Annotated in this window: 28 protein-coding genes; 17 read left to right on the forward strand and 11 right to left on the reverse strand. The window is 59.0% G+C overall.

Features of this window, described 5'->3' with window-relative positions:
- The first annotated feature begins 2 nt into the window (after positions 1-2).
- The 4 genes from C4S72_RS22940 to C4S72_RS22955 are packed head-to-tail and all read left to right on the forward strand — an operon-like array spanning position 3 to position 3,439.
- Entirely contained in the window at positions 3-1,097 is a 1,095-nt protein-coding gene (locus C4S72_RS22940) for a sn-glycerol-3-phosphate import ATP-binding protein UgpC (protein WP_104005533.1), read from the forward strand.
- On the forward strand, positions 1,091-1,876 hold the full coding sequence (locus C4S72_RS22945; RefSeq protein ID WP_104005534.1) for a glycerophosphodiester phosphodiesterase family protein: 786 nt from the start codon (positions 1,091-1,093) through the stop codon (positions 1,874-1,876). Before C4S72_RS22940 ends, C4S72_RS22945 begins: the two co-directional genes overlap by 7 nt.
- Positions 1,863-2,660: a DeoR/GlpR family DNA-binding transcription regulator gene (locus C4S72_RS22950; RefSeq protein ID WP_104005535.1), complete on the forward strand. Its 798-nt coding sequence runs from the start codon at positions 1,863-1,865 to the stop codon at positions 2,658-2,660. Before C4S72_RS22945 ends, C4S72_RS22950 begins: the two co-directional genes overlap by 14 nt.
- A complete protein-coding gene (locus C4S72_RS22955; protein WP_104005536.1) occupies positions 2,657-3,439 on the forward strand; it encodes an HAD-IIB family hydrolase in 783 nt (260 codons plus the stop codon). Before C4S72_RS22950 ends, C4S72_RS22955 begins: the two co-directional genes overlap by 4 nt.
- Positions 3,440-3,450: 11 nt before the next feature.
- Here the strand turns inward: C4S72_RS22955 and C4S72_RS22960 are convergent, their stop codons facing one another.
- On the reverse strand, positions 3,451-4,821 hold the full coding sequence (locus C4S72_RS22960) for a class II fumarate hydratase (protein WP_104005537.1): 1,371 nt from the start codon (positions 4,819-4,821) through the stop codon (positions 3,451-3,453).
- A gap of 314 nt (positions 4,822-5,135) precedes the next feature.
- Between C4S72_RS22960 and C4S72_RS22965 the strand changes: the two genes are divergently transcribed.
- Positions 5,136-6,011: an alpha/beta fold hydrolase gene (locus tag C4S72_RS22965; RefSeq protein ID WP_104005538.1), complete on the forward strand. Its 876-nt coding sequence runs from the start codon at positions 5,136-5,138 to the stop codon at positions 6,009-6,011.
- Positions 6,012-6,020: 9 nt separating this feature from the next.
- Positions 6,021-7,055, forward strand: a complete 1,035-nt coding sequence (locus C4S72_RS22970; RefSeq protein WP_104005539.1) for a hypothetical protein — start codon at positions 6,021-6,023, stop codon at positions 7,053-7,055.
- 176 nt (positions 7,056-7,231) lie between these two features.
- Here the strand turns inward: C4S72_RS22970 and C4S72_RS22975 are convergent, their stop codons facing one another.
- From C4S72_RS22975 to C4S72_RS22990, 4 genes are read right to left on the reverse strand one after another with little or no spacing between them, the layout of a single operon-like run.
- Entirely contained in the window at positions 7,232-7,924 is a 693-nt protein-coding gene (locus C4S72_RS22975) for a hypothetical protein (RefSeq protein ID WP_104005540.1), read from the reverse strand.
- Complete coding sequence (locus tag C4S72_RS22980) at positions 7,921-10,617, reverse strand: PqiB family protein (RefSeq protein ID WP_104005541.1); 2,697 nt, start codon at positions 10,615-10,617, stop codon at positions 7,921-7,923. Before C4S72_RS22980 ends, C4S72_RS22975 begins: the two co-directional genes overlap by 4 nt.
- The gene (locus C4S72_RS22985; protein WP_104005542.1) at positions 10,601-11,242 is read right to left on the reverse strand and encodes a paraquat-inducible protein A; all 642 of its coding nucleotides are present in this window, start codon (positions 11,240-11,242) and stop codon (positions 10,601-10,603) included. Before C4S72_RS22985 ends, C4S72_RS22980 begins: the two co-directional genes overlap by 17 nt.
- Positions 11,235-11,894 (reverse strand): paraquat-inducible protein A, encoded by a 660-nt coding sequence (locus tag C4S72_RS22990; RefSeq protein ID WP_104005543.1) that lies wholly within the window; start codon positions 11,892-11,894, stop codon positions 11,235-11,237. Before C4S72_RS22990 ends, C4S72_RS22985 begins: the two co-directional genes overlap by 8 nt.
- A 106-nt stretch (positions 11,895-12,000) precedes the next feature.
- On the opposite strand from C4S72_RS22990, the gene pdxH reads away from it, so the two are divergent.
- Both pdxH and C4S72_RS23000 read left to right on the forward strand, forming a co-directional pair.
- On the forward strand, positions 12,001-12,651 hold the full coding sequence (gene pdxH, locus C4S72_RS22995) for a pyridoxamine 5'-phosphate oxidase (protein WP_104005544.1): 651 nt from the start codon (positions 12,001-12,003) through the stop codon (positions 12,649-12,651).
- Positions 12,652-12,701: 50 nt separating this feature from the next.
- Positions 12,702-13,169, forward strand: coding sequence for an FKBP-type peptidyl-prolyl cis-trans isomerase (locus C4S72_RS23000; protein ID WP_104005545.1), 468 nt, complete (start codon positions 12,702-12,704; stop codon positions 13,167-13,169).
- A gap of 93 nt (positions 13,170-13,262) precedes the next feature.
- Here C4S72_RS23000 and C4S72_RS23005 read toward each other — a convergent pair whose 3' ends face one another.
- Both C4S72_RS23005 and C4S72_RS23010 read right to left on the reverse strand, forming a co-directional pair.
- The gene (locus C4S72_RS23005) at positions 13,263-13,523 is read right to left on the reverse strand and encodes a hypothetical protein (RefSeq protein WP_104005546.1); all 261 of its coding nucleotides are present in this window, start codon (positions 13,521-13,523) and stop codon (positions 13,263-13,265) included.
- 574 nt (positions 13,524-14,097) lie between these two features.
- The gene (locus C4S72_RS23010) at positions 14,098-14,298 is read right to left on the reverse strand and encodes a hypothetical protein (protein ID WP_104005547.1); all 201 of its coding nucleotides are present in this window, start codon (positions 14,296-14,298) and stop codon (positions 14,098-14,100) included.
- Between the two features lie 233 nt (positions 14,299-14,531).
- Between C4S72_RS23010 and C4S72_RS25825 the strand changes: the two genes are divergently transcribed.
- The 3 genes from C4S72_RS25825 to C4S72_RS23020 all read left to right on the forward strand — a co-directional run bounded on the left by C4S72_RS25825 (position 14,532) and on the right by C4S72_RS23020 (position 15,777).
- Positions 14,532-14,675 (forward strand): hypothetical protein, encoded by a 144-nt coding sequence (locus tag C4S72_RS25825; protein WP_160115578.1) that lies wholly within the window; start codon positions 14,532-14,534, stop codon positions 14,673-14,675.
- Positions 14,676-14,987: 312 nt separating this feature from the next.
- On the forward strand, positions 14,988-15,323 hold the full coding sequence (locus C4S72_RS23015; RefSeq protein ID WP_104005548.1) for a hypothetical protein: 336 nt from the start codon (positions 14,988-14,990) through the stop codon (positions 15,321-15,323).
- Between the two features lie 46 nt (positions 15,324-15,369).
- Entirely contained in the window at positions 15,370-15,777 is a 408-nt protein-coding gene (locus C4S72_RS23020) for a DNA-J related domain-containing protein (protein WP_104005549.1), read from the forward strand.
- On the opposite strand, the gene C4S72_RS23025 is transcribed toward C4S72_RS23020, so the two are convergent.
- Entirely contained in the window at positions 15,774-16,262 is a 489-nt protein-coding gene (locus C4S72_RS23025; protein ID WP_104005550.1) for a YaiI/YqxD family protein, read from the reverse strand. The genes C4S72_RS23020 and C4S72_RS23025 overlap by 4 nt on opposite strands.
- Positions 16,263-16,352: 90 nt before the next feature.
- A complete protein-coding gene (locus tag C4S72_RS23030) occupies positions 16,353-16,883 on the reverse strand; it encodes a DUF3750 domain-containing protein (protein ID WP_104005551.1) in 531 nt (176 codons plus the stop codon).
- A gap of 175 nt (positions 16,884-17,058) precedes the next feature.
- Here C4S72_RS23030 and C4S72_RS23035 point away from each other — a divergent pair, with 175 nt between their 5' ends.
- The gene (locus tag C4S72_RS23035) at positions 17,059-17,406 is read left to right on the forward strand and encodes a DUF4870 family protein (protein ID WP_104005552.1); all 348 of its coding nucleotides are present in this window, start codon (positions 17,059-17,061) and stop codon (positions 17,404-17,406) included.
- Between the two features lie 150 nt (positions 17,407-17,556).
- Here C4S72_RS23035 and C4S72_RS23040 read toward each other — a convergent pair whose 3' ends face one another.
- Both C4S72_RS23040 and C4S72_RS23045 read right to left on the reverse strand, forming a co-directional pair.
- Positions 17,557-18,126: a DJ-1/PfpI family protein gene (locus C4S72_RS23040; RefSeq protein WP_104005553.1), complete on the reverse strand. Its 570-nt coding sequence runs from the start codon at positions 18,124-18,126 to the stop codon at positions 17,557-17,559.
- A gap of 100 nt (positions 18,127-18,226) precedes the next feature.
- A complete protein-coding gene (locus C4S72_RS23045) occupies positions 18,227-19,024 on the reverse strand; it encodes a TSUP family transporter (protein ID WP_104005554.1) in 798 nt (265 codons plus the stop codon).
- 245 nt (positions 19,025-19,269) lie between these two features.
- Here C4S72_RS23045 and C4S72_RS23050 point away from each other — a divergent pair, with 245 nt between their 5' ends.
- From C4S72_RS23050 to C4S72_RS23070, 5 genes are all read left to right on the forward strand, one after another.
- Entirely contained in the window at positions 19,270-20,289 is a 1,020-nt protein-coding gene (locus C4S72_RS23050) for an ABC transporter substrate-binding protein (protein WP_200826885.1), read from the forward strand.
- A gap of 9 nt (positions 20,290-20,298) precedes the next feature.
- On the forward strand, positions 20,299-21,081 hold the full coding sequence (locus C4S72_RS23055) for an ABC transporter permease (protein ID WP_104005555.1): 783 nt from the start codon (positions 20,299-20,301) through the stop codon (positions 21,079-21,081).
- Entirely contained in the window at positions 21,066-21,797 is a 732-nt protein-coding gene (locus tag C4S72_RS23060) for an ABC transporter ATP-binding protein (RefSeq protein WP_104005556.1), read from the forward strand. The genes C4S72_RS23055 and C4S72_RS23060 overlap by 16 nt, the downstream gene beginning before the upstream one ends.
- Positions 21,798-21,814: 17 nt before the next feature.
- A complete protein-coding gene (locus tag C4S72_RS23065; RefSeq protein ID WP_104005557.1) occupies positions 21,815-22,117 on the forward strand; it encodes a DsrE family protein in 303 nt (100 codons plus the stop codon).
- Positions 22,118-22,446: 329 nt separating this feature from the next.
- A complete protein-coding gene (locus C4S72_RS23070) occupies positions 22,447-23,778 on the forward strand; it encodes a sulfite oxidase (RefSeq protein WP_104005558.1) in 1,332 nt (443 codons plus the stop codon).
- The last annotated feature ends 6 nt before the right edge of the window (positions 23,779-23,784 follow it).

Here is a 23,784-nt window from a genome sequence, read left to right on the forward strand (position 1 = left end):
CCATGGCTACACTGACACTGGATCAACTGAACAAAACCTACGACAACGGCCAGGTGGCGGTTCAAGGGCTGTCGATGGATATCGCCGATGGCGAGTTTATCGTGATTGTCGGGCCTTCGGGCTGCGGTAAATCCTCGCTGCTGCGGATGCTGGCGGGGCTAGAGCGGATCAGCGCCGGCGAGCTGAAAATCGGCGATCAGCGCGTCAACGAACTGGAACCGGCGAAGCGCGATATCGCCATGGTGTTTCAGAACTATGCGCTCTATCCGCATATGAGTGTCTACGACAACATGGCCTATGGCCTGAAAAACCGCGGCTTCGACAAAGCCGAGATCAAACGCTGCGTCGAAGCCGCTGCCGAGACCCTGCAACTGGAACAGCTGCTGACACGCAAGCCGCGCCAGCTCTCCGGCGGGCAGCGCCAGCGCGTGGCCATGGGGCGGGCCATCGTGCGTAACCCCCAGGTGTTTCTGTTTGATGAGCCGCTCTCAAACCTGGATGCCAAGCTGCGTGTGCAGATGCGGATCGAGATTAAGCGGCTGCAGCGTGAGCTGGGTACCACGGCGGTCTATGTGACCCACGATCAGGTGGAGGCGATGACGCTGGCGGATCGCCTGGTGGTGATGCGCAACGGCGTCGCCGAGCAGATCGGCACGCCGATGGAGATCTATAACCGTCCCGCGACACCTTTTGTAGCGGGCTTTATCGGTTCGCCGGCGATGAACTTCCTCGATGGCAGCCTGGCGCGAGGCCAACTTAGCATCGGTGAGCGCCAGATTCAGCTGCCGGAGTACGCTAATGCCTGTACTGAGTTTAACGAGCGCGTGCAGGTTGGCATCCGTCCCGAGCATCTGCACCGGATCATCCCCGGCCAGCCCGTCGAGGGCGTGCCGCTGGAGGTGGATGTGCAGCTGGCGGAGCCGCTGGGCGCCGATACGCTGCTGCATGGTCGGCTGGCGGGCACCGATAATCAATTTACACTAAGGCTGCGAGGCGAGTATGTGGCCGCCGACGAGGAGCGCATCGCTCTGTCGCTGGATCCTTCGCAACTGCACCTTTTTGATAAACAGAGTGGACAGAGGATCGAACCGTGTTGAAAACCGAGTCAGAGCGCGACTTAAGGCCAGGGGTTAAACCGCAGCTGCCAAAAATCATCGGCCATCGCGCCATCGCCTCGCTGGCGCCGGAAAATACACTGGGCGCGGTCCGAGAAGCGGCTCGTCAGGGCGTTAAATGGGTGGAGATGGATGTCAGCCTGCTGGCGGACGATACGCCGGTGATCCACCATGACCCGACGCTGGAACGCCTCTCCAATGCGACGGGCACCCTCTGTGAAATGCAGCTGGCCGATCTGGCCGGTGTGAATGTGGCGGCACGGTTCGAAGGCTGGGGCGTCGAGCCGGTGCCGACCCTTCGAGAGATGCTGGCGCTGCTGACCGAGCTGAAGCTGGGATTCAACCTGGAGATCAAGGATCAGGGGCTGGATCCGGCCAGAGTGGTTGCGGCGATCGCGCCGGAGCTCTGCGCTTTTGATCCCGCGCGGCTGGTGATCTCCAGCTTCAGCGAAGCGCTGTTACAAGAGTGCCAGCGCCAACTGCCCGAGCTTGCGCGCGGTCTGCTGCTCTCTGAGTTGGAAGGGAATTGGAGCGATAAGCTCGAGTCGTTGCAGGCGTTCAGCCTCCACAGCCACTGGCGTGCGCTCAATGAACAGACCATCGCCCAGGCAAAAGCGGTTGGCTGTCGCGTGCTGACCTGGACCGTTAACGATATTGAGGAGGCGCAGCGTCTGCTGCAGCTGGGTGTGGATTCCGTTATCACCGATATTCCCCAGCAGTTTGGCTCAGAGTATGACAGGGAGCTGGATGAAGCTCAGTGAACGCCAGCAACGGATCGTCGATACGCTCAGGGAGAGCGAAGAGCTCGGCGTGGATGAGCTGGCGCAGCGCTTCGATGTCTCAACCCAGACCATCCGCAAGGATATCAACCAGCTCTCCGAGGCGGGACTGACGCGGCGTATCCATGGTGGCATAGCGCTTCCCGCCAGCGGCCGCAATATCTCCTTCCGTTCCCGCCAGGCTACCAATGTGAGCGCCAAACGCGCCATGGCTAGGGCCTGCGCCGAGCTTATTCCCGATGGCGCCTCGGTGTTTCTCGGCATAGGCACCAGTGTGGCGCTGCTGGCCGAGGCGCTGACTGAGCGTCGCGATCTGCGCGTGCTCACCAATAACCTGGATGTGGCCGAGCTGCTTTGCGATTATCCACAGATCGGCGTATCGCTCAGCGGAGGCCAGTTGCGCCATAGCGACCGGGATCTGGTGGGTGGCGCGGCGGTGGATTTTATCCGCGCTCACCGGGTCGATTTTGGCGTCGTTGGCGCCGGTGGGCTGGATAGCGAAGCGGGTATGCTCGATTTCGACCCTCGCGAGGCAGAGGTCAGCCGCACCATCCTGGCCTGTGCCCGCCAGCGGATTCTGCTGGTGGACCGGAGCAAATGGCGGCGCCGGGCGATGGTAGTAGTCGATGATTTCAATGCACTGGATCTGATGGTGACAGACGCCCTGCCCGAAGACGGGGCAGCTGTGCTGGCAAGGGCAGGCGTTCAGGTGGTAGAAGCCCTCGGCGTGAATGGAAAGAACGAAACAGAGAGCGCTAACCGATGAGTCAATTCGATGCCGAACAACTGAACCGGATCCGTTTTCTGCTCACCGATGTGGACGATACGCTGACCAGCGATGGCCTTATCCTGCCCGATACCCTGGCGATGATCTATCGGCTGGAAGAGGCGGGTATCCATGTGATTCCGATCACCGGCGCCTGCGCCGGCTGGTGTGACCATATGGCGCGGGCCTGGCCGGTGAGTGCGGTAATTGGTGAGAACGGCGCGTTCCATATGCGTCGCAGCGACAAGGGTTTCGAACGCTGTGACTGGACGCAGGAAGCGCAGATGCGCAGCGATCAGGCGGAGGTCAAAGCGCTGATCGAGTCGTTGATCCTGCCGGCTTATCCCGGGCTTTCACTGGCGGCGGATCAGCCTTACCGACTGGCCGATGTGGCGATCGATATTGGTCAGGATGCCAGGCTGGATCAGGCCCAGGTGGCTGAGATTATCGAGCGGCTGCATCAGCGAGGTATCAACGCTCGAGCCAGCTCTATCCATATCAACGCCTGGCGCGGCAGTTTCAGCAAATACGCCATGGCGGTGAAACTGCTCTACGACTTGTATGGCCTTAGCGGTGCGCAGCTGCAGGAGCAGGTGGCGTTTGTGGGTGATTCCGCCAATGACGAAACCATGTTCGAGGGTCTCAGCTGCACCTTTGGCGTGGCCAATATCGCCAGGGCGTTGCCCTATATGAAACATCGGCCAGCTGAAGTGCTCAGCCAGCCGATGGGGGCGGGTTTTGTGGAGCTTGGCGAGCGGTTGCTGGCCGCCCGCGCTTAGTCAGCCTGACCTCAGGCTGAGGGTCCGGTGAGCTGAGCCGGGTCCAGCATCTGCTCCAGTTCCTCTCGGCTCAGGTCGGTTTCCTGCTCCACCACGTCGATGATCGGACGACCCTCGGCGTAGGCCTGTTTCGCCAGCGCAGCGGCCTTCTCATAGCCGATGACGCGGTTCAGCGCGGTGACCAGAATCGGGTTTCGCGACAGAGCCGCGTTGATCACATCCTCCCGCACCTTGAAGCTGCGGATCGCCTTGTCTGCCAGACTCTCGGCCGCATTGCTCAGCAGCGCGATGCTGTCCAGCAGGTTGTAGGCGATCACCGGCAGCATCACGTTAAGCTGGAAATTGCTGCGCTGGGCGCTGAGCGCCACGGTGGTGTCGTTGCCGCACACCTGCATACAGGTCATCAGCACCGCTTCCGGAATCACCGGGTTCACCTTGCCGGGCATGATCGATGAGCCTGGCTGCAGGGCTTCCAGCTCGATCTCGCCAAGCCCCGCCAGCGGGCCGGAGTTCATCCAGCGCAGGTCATCGGCGATCTTGATCATGGAAGTGGCGCAGGTGCGCAGGTTAGCGGAGAGCTCCAGCGCCGTGTCCTGGCTCGACAGTGCGGTAAAGCGGTTTGGTGCCGGCGACAGCGTCATCCCGGTGCGGGCGCTGAGGTTGCGGCAGAACAGGCGCGGGAAGGTGGCCGGTGAGTTGATGCCGGTGCCGACGGCGGTACCGCCCTGGGCCAGCTCCGCCAGGCGCGGTGCGGTCTGTTCCAGCCTTTCTACCGACGCCTTGATCTGCTGCTGCCAGCCGCTCAGTTCCTGTCCCATCGTGACCGGCATCGCGTCCATCAGATGGGTACGGCCGGTTTTGACCAGGTCCTTAAGGTCGGAACTCTTGCGGCGGATCGCATTTTTCAAGTGGCGCAGCGCAGGGATCAGCTTGAGCTGCAGCTCGCTCAGGGCACTCAGGTGCAGCGCCGTGGGGATCACGTCGTTGGAGCTCTGGCTCATATTGATATGATCGTTGGGGTGCAGCTTGAGCCCTGCGTCTTTCTCGATCAGGTGGGAGAGCACCTCGTTCATGTTCATGTTGCTGCTGGTGCCGGAACCAGTCTGGAAAACATCAACCGGAAACTGCTCATGAAACTCGCCGGCGACGATCCGGTCGCAGGCGGCGATGATCGCTTTACTGTGCTCTTCTTCGAGCAGGCCCAGCTCCGCGTTGGTCTGGGCACAGGCCGCCTTGATCTGCGCCAGGGCGACAAGAAACGGCGCCGGCATGCGGCGGTCACTGATCTGGAAGTTGTTTACGGCTCGCTGGGTCTGGGCGCCGTAAAGCGCTTCCTCAGGTACTTCGACCTGGCCCAGGCTGTCATGTTCTGTGCGCGTCATACACCCTCCTTTGTGTCTGTTTCCACTGGTGCCTGCCCAAAACTCAGGGGTTCCGAGACAGACGCTCAGAGTATCTTTGAGTATGGTTTACATCGACGGAATCACAACAGACGGGCGGTCTGTTGTGATCCAGCCACACTTCCACTCTATGTGGCAGATAATACTTGGATAAGTTTCAATCGGATGTTGCTTCTATAGAGCGTAAGGCGAGCTCAGTCTCGGCGGGTTATAGTAGAGATCTGCCCGGCACAGGAGACAGCGCCGGATCTGCACAGCTTTCGGGATAAAAATAAAAAGGCGGCGGGAGGATAGCGATGCGACGGGGAAACATACTCTCTTTGGATAGCGGCGGGTTTCATCGCCTGCATTACCAGGAGTGGGGTAGCGCCAGTAACGAACGGGTGCTGATCTGCGTTCATGGTATGGCGCGCAACAGTCGGGATTTTGACGAGCTGGCGCTGGCACTGAGTCGCAATTATCGCGTCATCTGCCCGGACCTGCCGGGCCGGGGCGAGAGTGACTGGCTTGCCAACCCGAAGGATTACTCCCTGGTGCAGTATGTTCAGGATATGGTCGCGCTGATCGCCCGGGTCGATGCTGCCCGCGTGGACTGGATCGGCACCTCCCTCGGTGGGCTGATCGGCATCTGTCTGGCGGCGCAGCCGAATACGCCGATCCGCCGCCTGGTCCTGAATGATATCGGCCCGTTCATCCCCCAAGCGGCGCTGCAGCGAATCGCCGGCTACCTGGGGGATCACCGCTTCGATGACGAAAGCGCCATGGAGAGTTGGCTGCGTGATCTCTACACCGCTTTCAGTGGCCTCAGTGACCGCCAGTGGCAACATCTGGTGACCCACGGCCAGCGCCAGTGCGACGATGGTCGGCTGGGGTTGCACTATGACCCGGCCATTGCCGTTAACGCCGCAGAGAACTCCCGGGCGGATGTGGATATCTGGTCGCTCTGGGAGCGGGTAGATTGTCCACAGCTACTGCTGCACGGGCGAGAATCCGATGTGCTCAGGCTGGAAACAGTGCAGCAGATGCAGAGCCGGCGGCCGGATCTGCAGGTACACAGCCTGGATGGGATAGGCCATGCGCCGGCCCTGATGAGCAAAGATCAGATCACACTGCTGGTTGATTGGCTGCGCGCCACCCAATCCCAGGTATTTACGGATAAAGAGGAGCTGTAAAGAGAAACTATGAGTCTGCTTACCCGCTGGCCAAGAGAGCAGCTGATGCTCAGTGTCGAAGAGCGCCGCCGTGCCGTACAGGCAGTGGAAAAGGCGTTCGCGCCCACGCTTGAGTCCCTGCAGGTGGATATCGGTCTGAAGGAGCAGTTCGAGCAGATCTATGTGCCGCTGGCGGCCTGGCTGGTGGAACGCCAGCGTGGTCAAAGCAAGCCGCTGGTAGTGGGTATCAACGGTGCCCAGGGGGCGGGAAAATCCACCCTGTTCAACCTGCTGGAGGTGATCCTGGAGGAGGGCTTCGGTCTGCGTGTGATCGGCTTCTCCATCGATGATCTCTATCGCACCCGCGCCGAGCGGGAGGAGCTGGGGCGTGAGGTACACCCGCTGATGGAAACCCGCGGCGTGCCCGGTACCCATGATGTGGCGCTGGGGATAGAACTGCTGGAATCACTGCTTCATGCCGGTCCCGATACGCTGACCAAGATCCCGGTGTTCGACAAGTCCATCGATGACCGCTGTCCGCCCACCGTCTGGCAGGAGTGGCTGGGACCGGTGGATGTGATCGTGTTTGAAGGCTGGTGTGTCGGAGCGGAGCCGCAAACCGAAGAGGAGCTGGCGCAGGCGGTGAACTCGCTGGAAGCGGATGAGGATCCGGACGGTGTTTGGCGTCGTTATGTGAATGCGCAACTGGCCGGACCCTACCAGCGGTTGTTCGAGTATCTGGATCTGTTGCTGATGCTCAAGGTGCCCAGCATGCAGGCGGTGTATCAGTGGCGCGCCCAGCAGGAGGAAAAACTGGCGGAGAGAGTGCGCTATATCTATGACACGCTGCAGCCCACCTCGCATCTGCGCATCATGAACCCCTCGGAGATCCGACGTTTTATCGCCCATTACGAGCGTCTCACCCGCGCCATGCTGGAGGAACTGCCCGACCGGGTGGATATCTGCCTCTATCTCAACGAAAACCACAAGATCAGCGATATTCTGATCAATAAGGGACGGCCACTGCTGACATCACGGCAGAGCGGTGTGGAGTTCAGCCTTTAGGTGCGCTTTTGCGCTTTCCTGTTCTCGTGTGCGCAGGTCGACGCCGTTGTAAGAGGCGCGCACCCAAAGGGCATAATAACCTCGCGCCGGTTGGGTCTGGTGCGGTGGTGGTTAAATACCCCGGTGGTTGATCGCAGCGGGGCGCCGCGCCTTAGCGAAGCGGCTTCGACCGAGCCTTATATTGGCAGCAGCGTGGTAGAAGCAAACCCTACCACCACCGAGTTGATGGCGCGGTTGGTCTTGTCGGAGACAATCTGCGCCATCATGTCCTGGTAGGCGATCAGCTTGCCGAAAATCCGCTCGAAGCTGTAGTTGGGCACGCCGTTGTCGGCGATGCCGTTGGAGAGCAGAAACAGGTTACCGTCAGGCTGGCGTCGGTTGTTCAGGCGCCAGGCGATCGCCTCCAGGTTACGGGCGGAGTTGAACAGTTTCTGCTGATCGATATCGTTAAGCATGAAGAACTCGTCGCGGTAGCTGTAAGAAGCATGCAGCATGCCGCTGATTCCCACCATCAGCGCAAACACCCTGTCTCCGCGAAAGTCCGGTTCAAACGCCAGTGGAATCGCATCGGTGCCGTAGCGGCCGTTCAGTTCAGGGTGGTTGATCAGACGCGGCGAATCCAGCAGCAACTGCAGGCGCCGGCTGACGGTGATGCCGGGCGGGCCCTTTTTCAGTTCTCTTGGATTGCGCTTATAGAGCTTGATGGTGAGTTCGCGTACCAGATCATTGAGCGCGCGGATATGGGAGTCGGCCACCATATCGATGTCGGACTTGGCCAGGTTCTTTATCTCGAAGGGGCGTGCTTTGCCGCCGCTGGCGCAACCCTGCAGCACCAGTATCATCAAAACCAGGCCGAGCACTCGACTCATTGACTCACTCCCTGTGTCTCTTGGCTCATCGGCGGAGCCTCATCATCCAACCTGAACACGGTCAATTCCTTTACCGCAGGCGCACTCAGGTCATCAGTGGTGAAACTGACGCCGCCGCCCACCAGCGTCTCCAGGCTGGCAAGCTTGATATCCAGGCCGCTGAAGAGGCCGGCGTGACTCTTGACGCCGCTCTCGTTGAAGAAGCGGCTGGAACTGCGCACCAGTGTCGCATGGCTGGGACGAATATGCGCATAAACCTTCACGCCATCGCCCCGAAGATTGATCTCGTACCCGGTTACTTCGCCCACCGGCACCTGTCGATAGAGTACCGGGCTACCTAGCCCGATTGAGCCCAGCTCGCGGGCGTGAAGCTCCACTGTCAGCCCAGGCTGCGGTTGGTAGGCGGGCGGCTCGCGCAGGGCGATAAAGTCATGGGCGATAGCTCTTGTGTCGGTTCCGTCACCGGGCAGCGCTTCCACCTGGTTACCAAACAGAACATTGGTGGGGTTAAGGATGCCGCTGAGACGGATCTGTGGTTCGTTGATCCAGAACCGGGTGCCCTCCCGGGCCAGGAAGGCGGCTTCATGGAACAGGCTTGCCTTTGCGATGCGGGCGCCATTGGCGCTGACCACGCGGATACTGTCGATCCGGCCAACCTGCTGACCGCGATAGTTGATTGCTGCACCCGGTGGCAGTTCTGCGCCCGGGGAAAAACTGATCTGGATCTGCAGTGCCTGTTCCTGTGCGGCCTGCCGGTCAGGGTAGAGGCGGAAGTGCTGCGCCGCTGCAAGGGCGTCTCCATCCTCGGGGGTATCAAAGGCGATGCCGCCCTTCACCAGCTGTTTCAGGGAACCGGTGTTGACCTGGACTCCCTCCTGCAGGCTGGCGCGAGCTTCGATACCGCCGGAGATCCAGAAGCGGCTGCTGCCGTTCAGTAACTGGCTGTGCTCAGGGGCGATGGTCAGATCGATCAGCACCGAGCGACCGGCATCGCCAAGGCGATAGTGGCTGACCTCGCCGACCTCCAGCCCGCGATACAGCACCGGTGAACCCACGGCCACGGCGCCTAACTGCGGCGCCTCCAGCGTCAGCTTCAACCCGGCGCTGCCGCTATCGAGGTCGCCGCTCTCGGTTGCGCTCTCGCGATCCGTGTACAGGTTAAAACGCCGCGGTGCTACGACCTGGTTGCCGGGGTTGTTGCCCGGATTGAACAGGCTGATGCCGCCTCGAATCAGTGTCTGGGCGCTGCCGGTTTCCAGCGATACACCATCCAGATCAGCGGCGAAACGAATACCACTGCTGTTCCAGAAGCGGGTGTGGCTGCCGATAAGCTGGCGGTATTTCTCCTTGATCACGGCGTGAATAAGCACCTGGCTGCCATCGGCGGTCAGCTCGTAGCCGTTGACTTCACCCACCGGCAATTGCCGGTAAAGCAGCGGTGAGCCGCGATTGATCGAGCCCAGTTCATCGCTGATCAGTTCCAGTTCCATTCCCTGCTGGACCGGCAGCCTGGCCGGGGCTTCGGCCAGTGCCGTGAACCTGAAAGTCTCGCTGCCAGGGCCTGGGGCCAGCTCGATATACTGACCGCCCAGCAGTTTCTGCAGATTCAGTTCGCCGGAGCTGAGGCTGGGTTCCACCAGCCAGAAGCGGCTGCCGGCGCGCAGCAAGGGTCGGGCGCGCGGGTCGATCAGCAGCTGTGCGTGCAGCGCCTGGAAGTCATCACTGAGCTTGATATTGCGTACGCGGCCGATACGGACGCCACCGGTGCGCACCTCTGTGCCGGGGCTCAGCTGGGTGTCGGCGGGGAAGGTCAGCTGCACAGGAACGCCGTCCTCGGCGGCCTCGTAGTCGGCGAACAGGCGAAACTGGTCGCCATCCTCGGCGGCCGGGTTTTCCTGCGGGTCAGGCGTGTAGAAATGGACGCCGCCGGCGATGATGGTGGCCAAGGAGCCAAGACGGAAATCGATATCGGGAAACTTGCCCTTAACCTCGAGGCTGCTGGCGTTCCAGAAGCGGGAGTGTTTTTTCACCAGGTGGGCGTATTGTTGCTCCACATAAAGGTCCACCAGGATCTGGTCATCATTGGCGCTGAGGCGATAATCGATCACCTCGCCCACGTTGACGTCGCGGTAATAGACCGGGGAGCCGCGCCGTACCGCGTTGACCGAGTCGGCAAACAGGGTGATGTAAAGGCCATCCTGGTCGCGGATTGCCGGCGGAGGTTCGTCGGCAGCAACGAACTGACGTGTCTCTGGCCCATCGCCGGGGCGGATGCCGATGTAGTGGCCGGAGACCAGAGTCTCAAGTCCACGTACGCCGGAAAGGGATATCTGCGGCTTCACCAGCCAGAACTGGGTTTTTTCGTGCAGCAGCGACTCGGCGTGGGTGGCGATCTCTATCCGTGCGGTAACGCTTTGCAGATCGTCATTGAGCCTCAGGCTGCGCACGGTACCGCTGGGAAGACCACGGTAGATCACCTGGGTCTTGTTCTCCTCCAGACCCTCGGCGGAGCTGAACACTACGTCAACCATGACGCCGGCATCGTTGTAGCTTTTGAGCACCAGCCAACCGGCGATCATCGCCGCCAGCAGCGGCAGAATCCAGACCGCGGAGGGGCCGCGGTGACGCCGCACCCGGGGGCGGATTTCCCCGGGGGATGGGTTTTCGGAGCTCGTATCAGACTTCGGATCCACTCGCGTTCTCCTGCAGGTGACGGTCCCAGATCAGTCGGGTATCCAGGGTGCCAGCGGCCAGCATGGTGAAAATGACGACGCCGGCAAAGGCGATGGCGCCGGCCTGGCCATCGATATAGGCCAGGTTGCCGAACTGAACCAGGGCGACCAGTATACCGACGACAAAAATATCCAGCATCGACCAGCGGCCGATCCAGTGAACGACTCGGAACATCACCATCTTCTGCTGCATATTGGTGGTCCAGCCGCGCTGTATGGTTAACAGCAGGGTGCATAGCGCAATGATCTTGCCCACCGGAATCAGAATACTGGCGGCCAGCACCACAAAGGCGATGCCCCAGAGTCCGTGATGGGCCAGCTGCATCACGCCGCCAAAGATGGTCGAGGGTTCACCTTGGCCCAGGGTTGTGACCCGCATGATCGGCAAGAGGTTCGCGGGCAGCAGCAACAGTGTGGCGGTCAGCAACAGCGCCCAGGTGCGTTTCAGTGAGTCTGGAGTGCGTGCATGCAGCATCGCCTGACAGCGCGGACAGTGGGTATGTTCCTGCTGTAATGGCCAGAGTGCGCCGCAGTCGTGGCAGCGGATCAGGCCTTGGGCCAAGGCGCTGTGGCGCCAGTTATTCATGCCGGGCTCCTTCGCTGGGTGCGTCTTCTGCGGGGCTGCTCAGATCATCGATCTGGTGCCAGAACAGGTCTTCATCCATCTGCGATGAACTCAGTGCGGTGATCAGTATCAGCGCACCCAGGGAGTAGAGCCCGAGTCCCGGATGCACCTCCGCCATGTCCACCAGTTTGACGACGGAAACCAGCACGCTGATCAGGTAGACCTCCAGCATGCTCCACTCGTCGAGGTGGTGAAGGGCGCGCATCGCCAGTGGCAAACCCGGCCAGCGCCGACGCAGGTGCAGGGCCAGAGACAGGTAAGCCTGAAGCAGAAACTTGGTGCAGGGCACGAGGATGGCGAACAGCAGAATACAGAGGGAAACCAGCGGCAGGCTGTCTTCGTACAACGCCATGGCACTGGAGAAAATCGTCTGCTGCTGGTGGCGTCCCAGTACTTCAAGACTTAACACCGGGAACAGGTTGGCCGGCAGCAGCAGTATCAGGCCGGCGATCGCCAGGGCCAGGGAACGCTCCACACTGTTGGGGTGGCTCGATATCAGCCGGGAGCCACAGCGCGGGCAGTAGACGACCTGATCGCCGCTGATCTCCGGTCGGGATAGCAGCAGGTCGCACTCATGGCATGCGATACGTGTGTCTGGGGCCAGGGTACTCATTAATCTCCCGGTTACAGGCAAACCGCGTCGGGCATGATCCGACGCAGAAAATCAGCAGGCTTATCGTTTATAGTACCGCCTTCGAAGTTTCCCACAGGAGAGCGTAATGGCAAACCAGAATAGTGACATCAGTGCCCTGAGACGGGAATACGTTGCCGAAGGCCTGCACAAGGCCGACCTGCGTGACGATCCGTTTGAACAGTTTCAGAGCTGGTTCGACAAGGCGTTGATCGCCCACCCGGATGATGCCACTTCGATGACGCTGGCTACCGCTGACAGCGAAGGACGTCCGGGCGCCCGCATCGTGCTGCTCAAGCACTTCGACAACCACGGCTTCTGTTGGTTTACTGATTTTCGCAGCGAAAAGGGGCAGCACCTGGAGCAGAACCCTTACGCCGAGATCATGTTCTACTGGTACGGGCTGGAGCGTCAGGTGCGGATCCGCGGGCCGGTCGAAAAACTGGAATACGCCTTTGGTGAGCGCTACTTCAATGCGCGTCCCATCGGCAGCCGCCTGAGTGCTGCCGTGTCCCACCAGAGTTCACCGGTGGACAGCCGGGCGACGCTGGAAAAAGCGGTCAGCGAGATGAGCGCTGCCCATGAGGATGGTAATATCCGCTGTCCTGAAACCTGGGGCGGCTACCGTCTGGTGCCGGAGCGCTTCGAGTTCTGGCAGGGGCGTGAGAACCGTCTTCACGACCGCTTCGTCTTTTCCCTGGACGACGGCAAGTGGCAGGTGGATCGTCTCCAGCCCTGAGCCGGTTGAGTAAAGCCGCCGCCCAAGCAAACCTATTACCGGAAAGTCAGATGAAAATTACCCAAGATTCCGCCGTTTTCTTTCGTTACTCACTGGCGCCGGTGGGTGAGCCGCTGGCGGCTCCAACGGACGAGGATCCGGTGCTGAGCTATCTGCACGGCCATGGCCAGATCGTACCCGGTCTGGAAGCTGCCCTCGAAGGGCGTGAAGCGGGTGAAAGCTTCAGCATCGAACTGAGCGCGGAACAGGCTTATGGCCCGCGGGATGAAAGCCTGATCGAAACGGTTGAGCGCGAAGCCTTCGCTGGCGTTAAAAGCCTGCGCAAGGGCGCGCTGGTGCAGGTCAACGATGAATCAGGGAAGCCTGCACTGGCCCGCGTTCTCAACCTGGATACCCGCGAAGTTGAGCTGGATCTGAATCATCCCTATGCCGGCATGGATCTGGCGTTCAATGTGGCGGTGGTTGATGTGCGCGCCGCAACCGAACAGGAACTGGCGGATCTGAGCGTCAGCAACTGAAGCTGAGAACTCAACGCGTTAGCCGCGTCCAGCTAATCTGCTTGCTTCCTTAAACGCCTTTCATTCCCCCTGGGCCCTCCATCACGGAGCGGCTCAGGACACTTTCTCCCGCCATTTCAGATCACCGATCTGCACATTCAGCCATTCGAACCCTATACGACGTGCCACCGCTGCGGCGCCATCCAGACTTTTAAATTCACGCTCACCTTTAGAACGCTGAAGATTCAATACCACCACTTCGCCATCACGCATTAAAAACTTCAAAGTCCAGCCGCGAGACATCGAAATTGGAATCGCCTGGCACGACTCAAATACCCCCGCCTTGAAAAGAAGCTTAATCTCTCGTTCCTGCATTGTTTTAATCCTTTATTGATTCATCGTTATTAGCATATTGATTAGTTTATAGCCGATAGCGACTAGTCGCAAATTTAAAGCGCATTTTTAATGGTTTTAAGTTGTTGTTTGTAATGGGTTTTTAAAGTTTTTTGCGGTCGCCGTTCAGGGTGAGGTAATGCTTTTCTAAGTGGCTGAAAAATAAACGATTTTCGGCGAATCCTTGTTAGATGTTTTTGTGAGTCAGGAGTCGGTTTTTAGAACGTTTAGAGCTTAAAAGATGATTTTGATCAATCAATAACCATCATATGAAGTTTCGAAGGGCAGGTATGAGCTGCTGGTCTGAATACTGAACGTCGGAGCTGGCGCCCGGTCTCAGGGCGCGATGAGATCAACCAGGCCCTAACACAAAAAGTCAGATACGAAAGTGAAAAGCGGGATAGAGGATGAAGCGCTCAAATGATTGAAAACGATAGAGAAGTGAGGATTGTGAAGCGGCTCGGAATGCGCCTGGATATGCGCTGGGGCGGGCTATAAGGGAGTCTGTCCGGACAGGCATTACCTGCCCGGATCTCAACAGTGGTGGTTGGAGGGATTACTGTTCTTTGGCGACGGCGAGACGGGCACGCAGCGCGTCTTCCACGCGGGTCAGGTGTTCACGCATCTCTTTGACAGACTCGTCGCTTTCGCTGAGCTCGGGGGTGTAGCTGAACATGTCCAGCATCTCGACCAGGAAGCGCTCCTCGTTCATCTGTTTGAGCTGTTCAGCTGACCAGATTTTCATTTTGGTGGGCATTTTCTTCTCCTTGTATGACAAGTCTGCTTGCAGGTTATTAATACGAAACTCATTTATACAAAATGTCAGGCCCCGCATTACCTGCCAGATTATTGCATCTGTTCAATTTCAGTAATGGGATAAACCTGGCTTTTTTTCAAGCAGTAAACGGGTCGAAGCCTTGCTTGAGCTGAGTCAATATTCTTCAAAAGGTTCAGCGTTAATCTATCGCTAACGTTAAATGAGAAGAAAAGGTGACCGCTATGTTTGGTGTTGATGCCTACAGCCTCGAAGTTCTTGTACCCAGTGTCATCGGTGTTGTTGCGATGGCCGGTGTTATGGTCTGGGCGTTTATCAAAGTTCGCCACTTGATGAACGAAGAACCTAAGCACAAGTAATCTGAATTCGACGACGCGGATCGGTTTCCGCAGCGCCTTGGCGGCAGGCTTTTAAGCCCGCCGCTCCCAAGGCAGCTCGTGAGAAAGCTCTCCTTAGAAAGTTCTTCTAAGAAAGCTCTCGTAAGAAAGCTGTTAAGCCCAGCCTGCGTAAACCGGATATCGTTGAAACTGCTCCTCGTGAAACAGGGCTCGCCATGTGCGGGCCCTGTTTTTTTATGCGCTTTTTAAACCCTGTGTTAAAACGCAGCAGGCTTCCGGTAGAGCTGATGCGGCGTATGATAGAGATCAGGGGCATTTACCGAGGAGCAGCGCATGAATATCTGGGCCATGGATAAGGATCAGAGCATCCGGCATCTGTTACTGCTGTTGCAGAGTCGTTTGGGAGAAACCGCATTTGCCGTCGATGAGCAGACCAGCTGTGATCGCTGTGCGGTGTTTCTGCGGCATCCCGAAGATCCACAGCTGCGTGCTTACCTTTACACGCTCGGCCAAGAGGAGGGACGCTACGGTCTGCATCTGGAGTATCCGCCCAACTCGGCGAGTGCCGCACTCTTCGATGCGCTGGAGGGGCAGTCCCTGAACGCCGTGGTGGACAGTCTGGCTGTACACTTCGATATCCCTGTCATCGACCCGCTACCGGGTCACTGAAGCCTGTCTATAATTTAACTGTTAGTTGAACTAGGCAGGTTTGCATATGGTTAATCCGGTATTGCCTCAGGTTCTTGCTGTGTTGCGCGCTCACCCGGATGGCATCAGCGAATACAGGTTGATGAAAGCGCTGGATCGGCAACGGCTGTTCGAGGAACAACAAGGTGCGGGGCCGGGATTGCTACCGTTGTATCGCAAACATTTTCTGATTATGAATGCGCTCTATGATCTGCAGGATATTCTCTGGCAGGAGGAAAATCGTGTGCTGGAGATCTCGCCGCTGCATATCGAGCTGCACGAGCGTCAGCGGGCAGAGGCGCCGGAGCAAGAACCGGAATGGTACCCGCAGCTCGCCGAGTATTATCTGGACTGGAACGAATACCGCGATACCACGGCGGAAGATATTGATCGGATGATGGCCGCGCTTAACGATAAACCCTCGTTACCGCATTAAGCGCCTTTATCCGATTCGGGCGGCTTTGCCGGGACCTGACGTTTGGCGCGTGCGATCAGCGTATCCAGGTGTCGGGCGAACTCGCGGCGGTCCGTCTGGCTAAGAGCCGCGGGGCCCGCGGTCTGGATGCCGCTGGATCTCAGTGTCTCGTAAAAGTCGCGCATGTTCAGTCGCGCTTTTACGTTGTTGGCGGTGAGCAGTTCGCCGCGGGGGCTTAGCGCCAGAGCGCCTTTCTCGATCACCTCGGCGGCCAGCGGGATATCGCTGGTAATCACCAGATCGCCGGACTCGACGCGACGCACGATCTCATTATCGGCGATGTCGAACCCCTGGCTGACCTGAATCGCCTTGATAAGTTTCGATGGCGGCGTGCGAATGTACTGATTGGCTACCAGTGTGGTTTCTATACCGGCGCGTTCGGCGGCGCGGAAAATAATCTCTTTGATCACCACCGGACAGGCGTCCGCATCTACCCAGATTTTCATTACTGCTCTCGTTGGTTAGCTGGCGTCACTCGAGCGCGGTCGAGTGCAAGGCCGCCACTCTAGACCAGCAGCCTCACATCTACCAGTAGTTCAGTCAGCCCAGCCGGAGCCTATAGCCCTGAACGGCATATCCAGTTCCATTTCCGGAACCTGCAAGCCTACCCAGGCCGGGAAGGTGTTGCTGTTGGGGCCGGGGAATACGCGATACTCATCTTTCCACGGGTAGTTTTCCACCGCCGACTGGATCTTGGGAATCAGCTCATCCGCTTTCGCGCCGCGCAGGTCATAAATGACCTCTGGACGGGCGCCGAACCAGTAGCGGTCCGGTTGATCCTGCACCGATCTCAGCACGGGGAGCCCGCGGCGCTCACGCCATCCGACCACTTCGTGAACGGTGTAGCTGTCGGCGTTGCTGGGCTTGATGGCGATCCAGGTGTGAACCGCAAATATACCGCGCCAGCCCCAGGCGTCGGCGGCATAAACCTGCACCACTGCCTCGGGCGTATCTGCCGGAGCCGGGGCGATGCCCGCTGATTCGCGGCTGGCGGTTTGCCAGCCATCGTTGGAGCAGCCGGCGACCACTGCGGCGAGTAGAAAAATGGCGGATAAGCGTTTCAACATCTGTATCTCCTTGGTCTGACAGTTTCAGCGGCCAGCGCTTGCTCGGTGGCTAGTCGACAGCAGCGACGGCGAAGGTAGGGCGGCGAGGTACCACTGCTTGGAGCAGCAACGCTTCCTTGTCATACTGACTGCTTAAATCCTCTCTTTGTTCACGACGTTTTTTCAAGGCAGGTCCATGAGCTATACCCTGATACCCGAAGACGAAGACCGGAATCTCAAGAACATCACCACGCTTGTTTATGCTCTGCAGGCTGCCTCTTTCCTGATCGGTATTACCTTCCTGGTCGCGGTGATCATCAATTACGTGAAGCAGCCCGACGTACGCGGAACCTTCTATGAGTCGCACTTCCGCTGGCAGATACGCACCTTCTGGTTCAGTCTTTTCTGGTTTATTACCGGCTTTCTGTCGGTGATTATCCTGGTGGGTTACGCGATTCTTGCTATCAATACGGTCTGGGTAATCTATCGGATTATCAAGGGCTGGCTCAGGCTCAGCGAAGGCAAGCCGATGTATGTCTGGTGACTCCAGAAGCTGATGAGCAAAAAGCCCTGGCCTGAATTAAACGGTAAAGAGTAGCTGGGAAAGATTAGCTGGGAGATAGCAGCTTTGAGAGACGGGCCGACGGCTGGGCCGGCCCGGCAGGGATGGTTTAACGCGGCTTAGTCGCTAAGCCTAGCTGTTGAGCAGGGCCATAAACTGAGAAAGCCAGGCCGGATGCGCGGGCCAGGCCGGCGCGGTGACCAGGTTGCCATCGGTGGTGGCCTGATCGACTTCGATCTCAGCGAACTCGCCACCGGCCAGACGTACCTCCGGTGAACAGGCCGGATAGGCCGAGCAGCGACGGCCTTTCAGCACATCGGCGGCGGCCAGCAACTGGGCGCCATGACAGATCGCAGCCACCGGTTTGTTGGTGTCGAAGAAGTGGCGCACCATCTCGATCACTCTCCCGTTCAGACGCAGATATTCCGGTGCGCGACCGCCGGGGATCACCAGTGCGTCATAGGCGGCGGGGTCGATCTCGTCGAAACTGGCATTCAGCGCGAAGCGATGCCCCGGCTTTTCGCTGTAGGTCTGATCACCTTCAAAGTCATGGATCGCAGTGGCCACGCTGTCACCGGCCTTCTTATCCGGACACACCGCGTCCACCTGGTGGCCTACCGCAAGCAGGGTCTGGAAGGGCACCATGGTTTCGTAATCTTCGGTGAAGTCGCCGGTGATCATCAGAATCTTTTTGCTCATCACTCTCTCCTTGATGGAATGCCTTGATAAAACGCCTTAAACGCGCGAACACAATGAGTGGGAACGTCGCTCAAGGGAATTGTTCCGGCTGAGTTATCGGCGCTTAGCCGCCGAAAAACCTTGCGACCAGCTCGCTGGTTGAGAGCCCGAACCGGTCCAGCAGCAGTTTAGCCGACATGAGCAGAGTGATGATGACAATCAGTGGCCGTACCAGGCTCGTTCCGCGGCTGACCACCAGCCGTGCGCCGAGCTGGCCACCGATCAGCTGACCGGCGGCCATGGCGAAACCGGCAATCCAGACGATGTGTCCGCTGAACAGGAAAAACAGCAGCGAGGCGAGGTTGGAGGTGAAGTTGAGTACCTTGGTGTGCGCCGTGGCGCGGGCCAGGCCAAAGCCTGCCAGGGAGACAAAGGCGAGGGTGAAAAAGGTGCCGGTGCCCGGGCCGAAAAAGCCATCGTAAAAACCGATCGCGAAAGTAATCGCGGTGCTGAACAGCAGCACGCTGATGCGCCGGTCACGGTCCTGATCACCGATCTTTGGTGAAAACGCGAAGTAGAGCGCAATCAGTATCAGCAGTGCCGGCATGATCGCTGCGAGAATACTGCTGTCGATCAGCTGCACCATCACCGTGCCCAGTGCCGAGCCAATAAAGGTGCAGATGATCATCGTGCGCATCTCACGCAGATTCACCAGACGTTTGCGGACAAAGTAGAGTGTTGCGGCCAGGGTGCCGAAGCTGCCCTGCAGCTTGTTGGTGGCGAGTGCCTGCACCGGGCTGAGGCCGCTGGCGAGAAGTACCGGCAGGGTGATCAGGCCGCCGCCGCCGGCGATGGCGTCGATGGTGCCGGCGCCAAGGCCGGTGAGCAATAGTAGCAGGATCAGGCTGAGATCCAGTTCCATGGTGCGAGTGTCCTGGGTGGCGAGTGTGTGGGTGCTGCTTTGAAAGTACAGCGGCGCGGTGAATTATCCCGGAAAAGGTTCGCAACGTCTGCTGCGGCGGAAATAACACTGAAGGGAAAGGAAACGGCAGGGATTACATTCGTAACTATTGATATTGCCAAAAGATCTTAATCTGACCTTTTTACTTTGTTTTTGTTTATATAGCATTGTCTCCTCAGATTTACACTTCATCCGGAGTTTCAATCATGCGTCGTCTATTTGCTCTCGTCTCCGTCCTGTTAATGGGCTGGAGCGGTCTTGCCTTTGCGGCGGACAAATCCCTGGAGGTCGGTTACATGCCGATTATCCCGGTATCCCAGTCCTTCGTTGTGCTGGAAGGGGATACCCTGGACCAGGCGGGCGTCAGCGATCCCGACCTGATCAAGTTCCAGAACGGCCCCGCCATTGTTCAGGCGTTGCTGGCCGGTCAGCTTGATGTGGCTTACATGGGCATCGGTCCGGCCATGGTGGCTCGCGCCAAGGGCGCGGATATCAAGGTAGTGGCCTCCAACGTGGTTGAGCAGATCAGCCTGATCTCTCTGGGTGAGCTGGCTCCCTATTTTACCGATGGCGAAGCGGCCACAGCCTTTGCACGTTTCCAGGCGGACAAGGGACGCAAAGCGGTGATCACCACCTTCCCCCAGGGTTCGGTGCCGGAAACCGTGCTGCAGTACTGGTTGCGTAATCAGCTGGGCCTGAGTGAACAGCAGATCAACGACAATATCGACATCATCTATCAGGGTGCGGCCCAGGTGCAGCAGTCATTGATGACCGGCGCGGTAGATGGCGCTGCGATTCTGGAGCCGATCGTCAGTATCGTGCTTGATCGCAAGGATGACGCCCAGGTGGTTGCCGCTGGCTCCGAGATGTTCCCGCATCAGCCGGGTGCTGTCCTGGCGGTGCGGGAAAGCTTGATCGAAGAGCAGCCGGAACTGGTCAAGGCGCTGGTGAAAGCGCATATCGATGCGACCAACCTGTTGCGTGACCAGCCGGAAGAAGCCGCCAAGGCAGTGGGCAAGTATGTTGGCGGCGGTCGTCTGCCGGCGGATATCGTGCTCAAGGCGCTGCAGCGCTCCCACGATCAGTTCCAGGCCGATCCCAACGCGATTATCGATGGCACCCGCACCATGCGCGATTTCCAGGCAGAGCTGGGTACGCTGAAAGCAGACGTGGACCTGAGCACCCTGTTCGATACCCGTTTCTACGATGAGCTGGTTCAGGAGTAAACGGGCGCAATGACGCAACAGGTGCATCCTCTGGCTCGCTCCCCTTGGGGGCGGGCCCTGCTTGGTTTAATTGGCGTGGCGGCGTTTGTCGCGCTGTGGAAATTTGCCCAGGTCTCCGGCTGGGCGCCCTCCGGTACTATTCCCGATCCTTTTCTGCTGCCGCAGGCGCTGATGGATGAGTGGAACTCGGATCGTCTGATGCCGGCAATAATGTCGAGCCTGGTGCATTACGCCTGGGGGCTGGCGCTGGGCACCCTGTTCGGTTTCCTGGTCGGTACAGTGGCCGCATCCTCATCCATGATGGATGCGCTGCACGCCTGGCTGGCGCGTATTCTGCGTCCGATTCCGCCACTGGCCTGGGTGGTATTCGCCATCGCCTGGTTCAAGGTCAGCCACGCCGGTGCTGCGTTCGTCATCGCCATCGGTGTGTTCTGGGTGAACTACTTTGCCACCTATTCCGCCGTACGCCATGTGGACCCGAAATACTATGAGCTGGCGCGCGCTTTTGGCCAGAACGGTTATCTGCGCCAGGCGTTGCAGGTGACTCTGCCGGGTGCGGCGCCGGGGATCTTCTCAGGTATCCGCACCGGTATCGGCCAGGCGTGGATGACGCTGATTGCTGCCGAGTTGCTTGGTGTGCCGGGCATGGGGCAGGAGATGAACTCCGCTGCCGGTGTCGGCGCCTATGAGGCGGTTGTTGTCTACATGCTGGTTATCTCGCTGGTATATACCCTCAGCGATACTCTTTTTGCCCTGGTCGAGAAGCGAGTCCTCACATGGCGTCCATCCTGAATATCGAGAATCTCAGCTATCACTACGGCAACAGCGAGAGCCCGGTCTTCAGCGGGCTGGACCTGCGGGTTGAACCGGGTGAATTTATCGCCGTGGTGGGCGGTTCCGGCGTGGGTAAGTCTACGCTGCTGCGTTGCGTCGCTGGCCTTGCCGAATCCAGCGGCGGCTCGATCTCCCTTAACGTTCCTCATGACGATACCCGCCGCCGCCGCGGTATCGTTTTCCAGGATGGCCGGCTGATGCCCTGGCGCCGGCTGCGTGCAAACGTGGCTTACGGCCTCAAGGGCCTGAAGCTGACCGCTGAGCAGAAACGCGAACGCGTCGACGAAGTGCTCAAGCTCGCGCGCCTGGATGAGCTGGCCGATCGCTGGCCGCACCAGCTTTCCGGTGGCCAGGTGCAGCGTGGCGGTATCGCCCGTGCCCTGGCGGTTCATCCGCATCTGCTGCTGATGGATGAGCCGTTCAGCGCAGTGGATGCGATCACCCGTCGCCACCTGCAGGATCAGCTGCTGGCGATCTGGGAGCAGACCCGCAAGGCGGTGCTGTTCATAACCCATGATATCGAAGAAGCGGTTTACCTGGCCGACCGTGTCATCGTGCTGGCCGGATCGCCTGCTAAAATTGCAATGGACCGTCGGATCGATCTGCCGCGGCCGCGTGGACGCGGCGCCGAAGAGCTGCAGAACCTGGCGGATGAAATCTCCCGAGCCATCTGATTGTTGAGGATTGACCCATGGCGGCGATCAAACTGATGATCCACGCGCCCACTCCCGAGGCGCTCAAGCGTGCACAGAACAATGCTCGTAACCTGCTCAAACTTGAGGATGACGCCGAGGTTGAGATCGTCGTCAACGGTCCGGCGGCGGCCGTGGCTGTTTTGATTACCGACGCGGAAATTTTGCCACTGCTGGTGCTCTGCCGTAACAGCCTGGACGGGCAGCAACTACAGGAGCCCGAGGGCGTGCGTGTGGTTGCAGCGGCGGTACAGCATCTGGCGCGACAGCAGGCGGCTGGATGGGCTTATATCCGAGCGTAAGCTCGGAGCGCGTTTATAATTCCGAATGTTATTAGAATATTTTTATATAAGGAAAGACGAATTTAAAGTGGGCTGCTAGGCTTGAAGCCGAGGTTGAATGAAACCGACGTTCAATGAAACCAACGTTCAATGAAACCAAAAGTGTTTCGGCTGGTTGCCCGGGAGGCCCCGATTTAAAACATCGCTCCCCTGACTGGCTCCGAAGGGTGATACCTATAAAAATATGCCCGGTAAACAGTGAAGGTCTGACGCCGTTATTCGACACGGAATAACGTGATCGCTTGCCTGTCACGCGTAACTCCTGAACCGGGCCCTTAGGAGAGTGCGTGATGTCCACAAATAAAGAGAGAGAAGCGCGCGGCTTGCATGCGCTGTATGCCGAGAACCCCGAAAAGGCGGATCGCCTGGTCTGGGGGCGGGTCGTCGACCCGGAATCGCGACGCGGTTTTCTCAAGAAAAGCGGCCTCGCCGCCATGGGCGCTGCGATCGGTGCGGCGGCCATTCCCTTTGCCGATAAAATGCCCGGCGGTTTGATCCCGGTGGCGCTGGCAGACAACCATGAGCCATTCATGCTGGAAGGCAAAGATGGCCTGACGGTGCTCAACGACCGACCGGTCAACGCTGAAACTCCGGCCCATCTCCTCGATGACGATATCACTCCCGGAAGCCGCATGTTCGTGCGTAACAACGGTATTCCTCCTGCTATCGAGAATATCGATCCCGCGACCTGGGAAGTGCGTATCGAAGGTGAATCCTGCGCCAATCCGATGAGCTTCACCATCGCCGAGCTTAAACAGAAATTCCAGCATTACACCTATCAGCTGCAGATCGAGTGTGGCGGTAACGGTCGCAGCGAATATGTTCCTTCCGCTAGCGGTAACCAGTGGACCACCGGTGCGGTGGCCTGCCCGACCTTTACCGGCGTGCGCCTACGCGATGTGCTGGAAGCCTGTGGTATCAAGAGCGATGCGGTCTACATCGGTTATTACGGCGCAGATACCCATGTCAGTGGTGATCCCAGTCGCATTCCGATCTCACGCGGTGTGCCGATGCACAAAGCGCTGGAGGATGAATCGCTGATCGCCTGGGCGATGAATGGCGAGGATATCCCTTATCAGAACGGTTACCCGCTGCGCGTGGTCTGCGGCGGCTGGCCGGGGTCGGTCTCTGGTAAATGGCTGCAGCGGATCGTGATCCGTAATCAGAAACATGATGGACCGAAGATGGAGGTGCCCTCCTACAGCGTGCCGAAGTATCCGGTGGCGCCGGGGACCGAAGTGCCCAAATCCGATTACGTCACCATCGAGTCGATGCCGGTGAAGTCGTTGATCACCTATCCCCAGTCCGGGCTGACCCAGTCCAAGGATGAAAAGCTGGTCGTGCGCGGCCACGCCTGGGCCGGCGATCTGGCGGTGAGCAAGGTGGAGGTTTCCATCGATTTCGGCGCCACCTGGATGGAGGCAGAGCTGAAAGCCCCGGCCAACCGCCTGGCCTGGCAGCGCTGGAGCACGGTGATCGACTTCCCCGAGATCGGCTATTACGAGATCTGGGCCAAGGCCACTGACTCTGAAGGTCACTCGCAACCGATGGTCGTTCCCGGCTGGAACCCGAAAGGCTATCTCAACAACGCCTGTCACCGCATCGCGGTGCAGCTAGTCTGAGGAGGT

The organism is Marinobacterium lutimaris (genome assembly GCF_900108065.1).
In the GTDB taxonomy this organism is placed as follows: Bacteria; Pseudomonadota; Gammaproteobacteria; order Pseudomonadales; family Balneatricaceae; genus Marinobacterium_D; species Marinobacterium_D lutimaris.

What these genes read in the sequence shown, in the direction of transcription:
- C4S72_RS22940 (WP_104005533.1), top strand. Translation starts at nt 3, where the DNA reads ATGGCTACACTGACACTGGATCAACTGAACAAAACCTACGACAACGGC.
- C4S72_RS22950 (WP_104005535.1), top strand. Translation starts at nt 1,863, where the DNA reads ATGAAGCTCAGTGAACGCCAGCAACGGATCGTCGATACGCTCAGGGAG.
- C4S72_RS22955 (WP_104005536.1), top strand. Translation starts at nt 2,657, where the DNA reads ATGAGTCAATTCGATGCCGAACAACTGAACCGGATCCGTTTTCTGCTC.
- C4S72_RS22960 (WP_104005537.1), bottom strand. Translation starts at nt 4,821, where the DNA reads ATGACGCGCACAGAACATGACAGCCTGGGCCAGGTCGAAGTACCTGAG.
- C4S72_RS22965 (WP_104005538.1), top strand. Translation starts at nt 5,136, where the DNA reads ATGCGACGGGGAAACATACTCTCTTTGGATAGCGGCGGGTTTCATCGC.
- C4S72_RS22970 (WP_104005539.1), top strand. Translation starts at nt 6,021, where the DNA reads ATGAGTCTGCTTACCCGCTGGCCAAGAGAGCAGCTGATGCTCAGTGTC.
- C4S72_RS22975 (WP_104005540.1), bottom strand. Translation starts at nt 7,924, where the DNA reads ATGAGTCGAGTGCTCGGCCTGGTTTTGATGATACTGGTGCTGCAGGGT.
- C4S72_RS22985 (WP_104005542.1), bottom strand. Translation starts at nt 11,242, where the DNA reads ATGAATAACTGGCGCCACAGCGCCTTGGCCCAAGGCCTGATCCGCTGC.
- C4S72_RS22990 (WP_104005543.1), bottom strand. Translation starts at nt 11,894, where the DNA reads ATGAGTACCCTGGCCCCAGACACACGTATCGCATGCCATGAGTGCGAC.
- pdxH (WP_104005544.1), top strand. Translation starts at nt 12,001, where the DNA reads ATGGCAAACCAGAATAGTGACATCAGTGCCCTGAGACGGGAATACGTT.
- C4S72_RS23000 (WP_104005545.1), top strand. Translation starts at nt 12,702, where the DNA reads ATGAAAATTACCCAAGATTCCGCCGTTTTCTTTCGTTACTCACTGGCG.
- C4S72_RS23005 (WP_104005546.1), bottom strand. Translation starts at nt 13,523, where the DNA reads ATGCAGGAACGAGAGATTAAGCTTCTTTTCAAGGCGGGGGTATTTGAG.
- C4S72_RS23010 (WP_104005547.1), bottom strand. Translation starts at nt 14,298, where the DNA reads ATGCCCACCAAAATGAAAATCTGGTCAGCTGAACAGCTCAAACAGATG.
- C4S72_RS23015 (WP_104005548.1), top strand. Translation starts at nt 14,988, where the DNA reads ATGAATATCTGGGCCATGGATAAGGATCAGAGCATCCGGCATCTGTTA.
- C4S72_RS23020 (WP_104005549.1), top strand. Translation starts at nt 15,370, where the DNA reads ATGGTTAATCCGGTATTGCCTCAGGTTCTTGCTGTGTTGCGCGCTCAC.
- C4S72_RS23025 (WP_104005550.1), bottom strand. Translation starts at nt 16,262, where the DNA reads ATGAAAATCTGGGTAGATGCGGACGCCTGTCCGGTGGTGATCAAAGAG.
- C4S72_RS23030 (WP_104005551.1), bottom strand. Translation starts at nt 16,883, where the DNA reads ATGTTGAAACGCTTATCCGCCATTTTTCTACTCGCCGCAGTGGTCGCC.
- C4S72_RS23035 (WP_104005552.1), top strand. Translation starts at nt 17,059, where the DNA reads ATGAGCTATACCCTGATACCCGAAGACGAAGACCGGAATCTCAAGAAC.
- C4S72_RS23045 (WP_104005554.1), bottom strand. Translation starts at nt 19,024, where the DNA reads ATGGAACTGGATCTCAGCCTGATCCTGCTACTATTGCTCACCGGCCTT.
- C4S72_RS23050 (WP_200826885.1), top strand. Translation starts at nt 19,270, where the DNA reads ATGCGTCGTCTATTTGCTCTCGTCTCCGTCCTGTTAATGGGCTGGAGC.
- C4S72_RS23055 (WP_104005555.1), top strand. Translation starts at nt 20,299, where the DNA reads ATGACGCAACAGGTGCATCCTCTGGCTCGCTCCCCTTGGGGGCGGGCC.
- C4S72_RS23060 (WP_104005556.1), top strand. Translation starts at nt 21,066, where the DNA reads ATGGCGTCCATCCTGAATATCGAGAATCTCAGCTATCACTACGGCAAC.
- C4S72_RS23065 (WP_104005557.1), top strand. Translation starts at nt 21,815, where the DNA reads ATGGCGGCGATCAAACTGATGATCCACGCGCCCACTCCCGAGGCGCTC.
- C4S72_RS23070 (WP_104005558.1), top strand. Translation starts at nt 22,447, where the DNA reads ATGTCCACAAATAAAGAGAGAGAAGCGCGCGGCTTGCATGCGCTGTAT.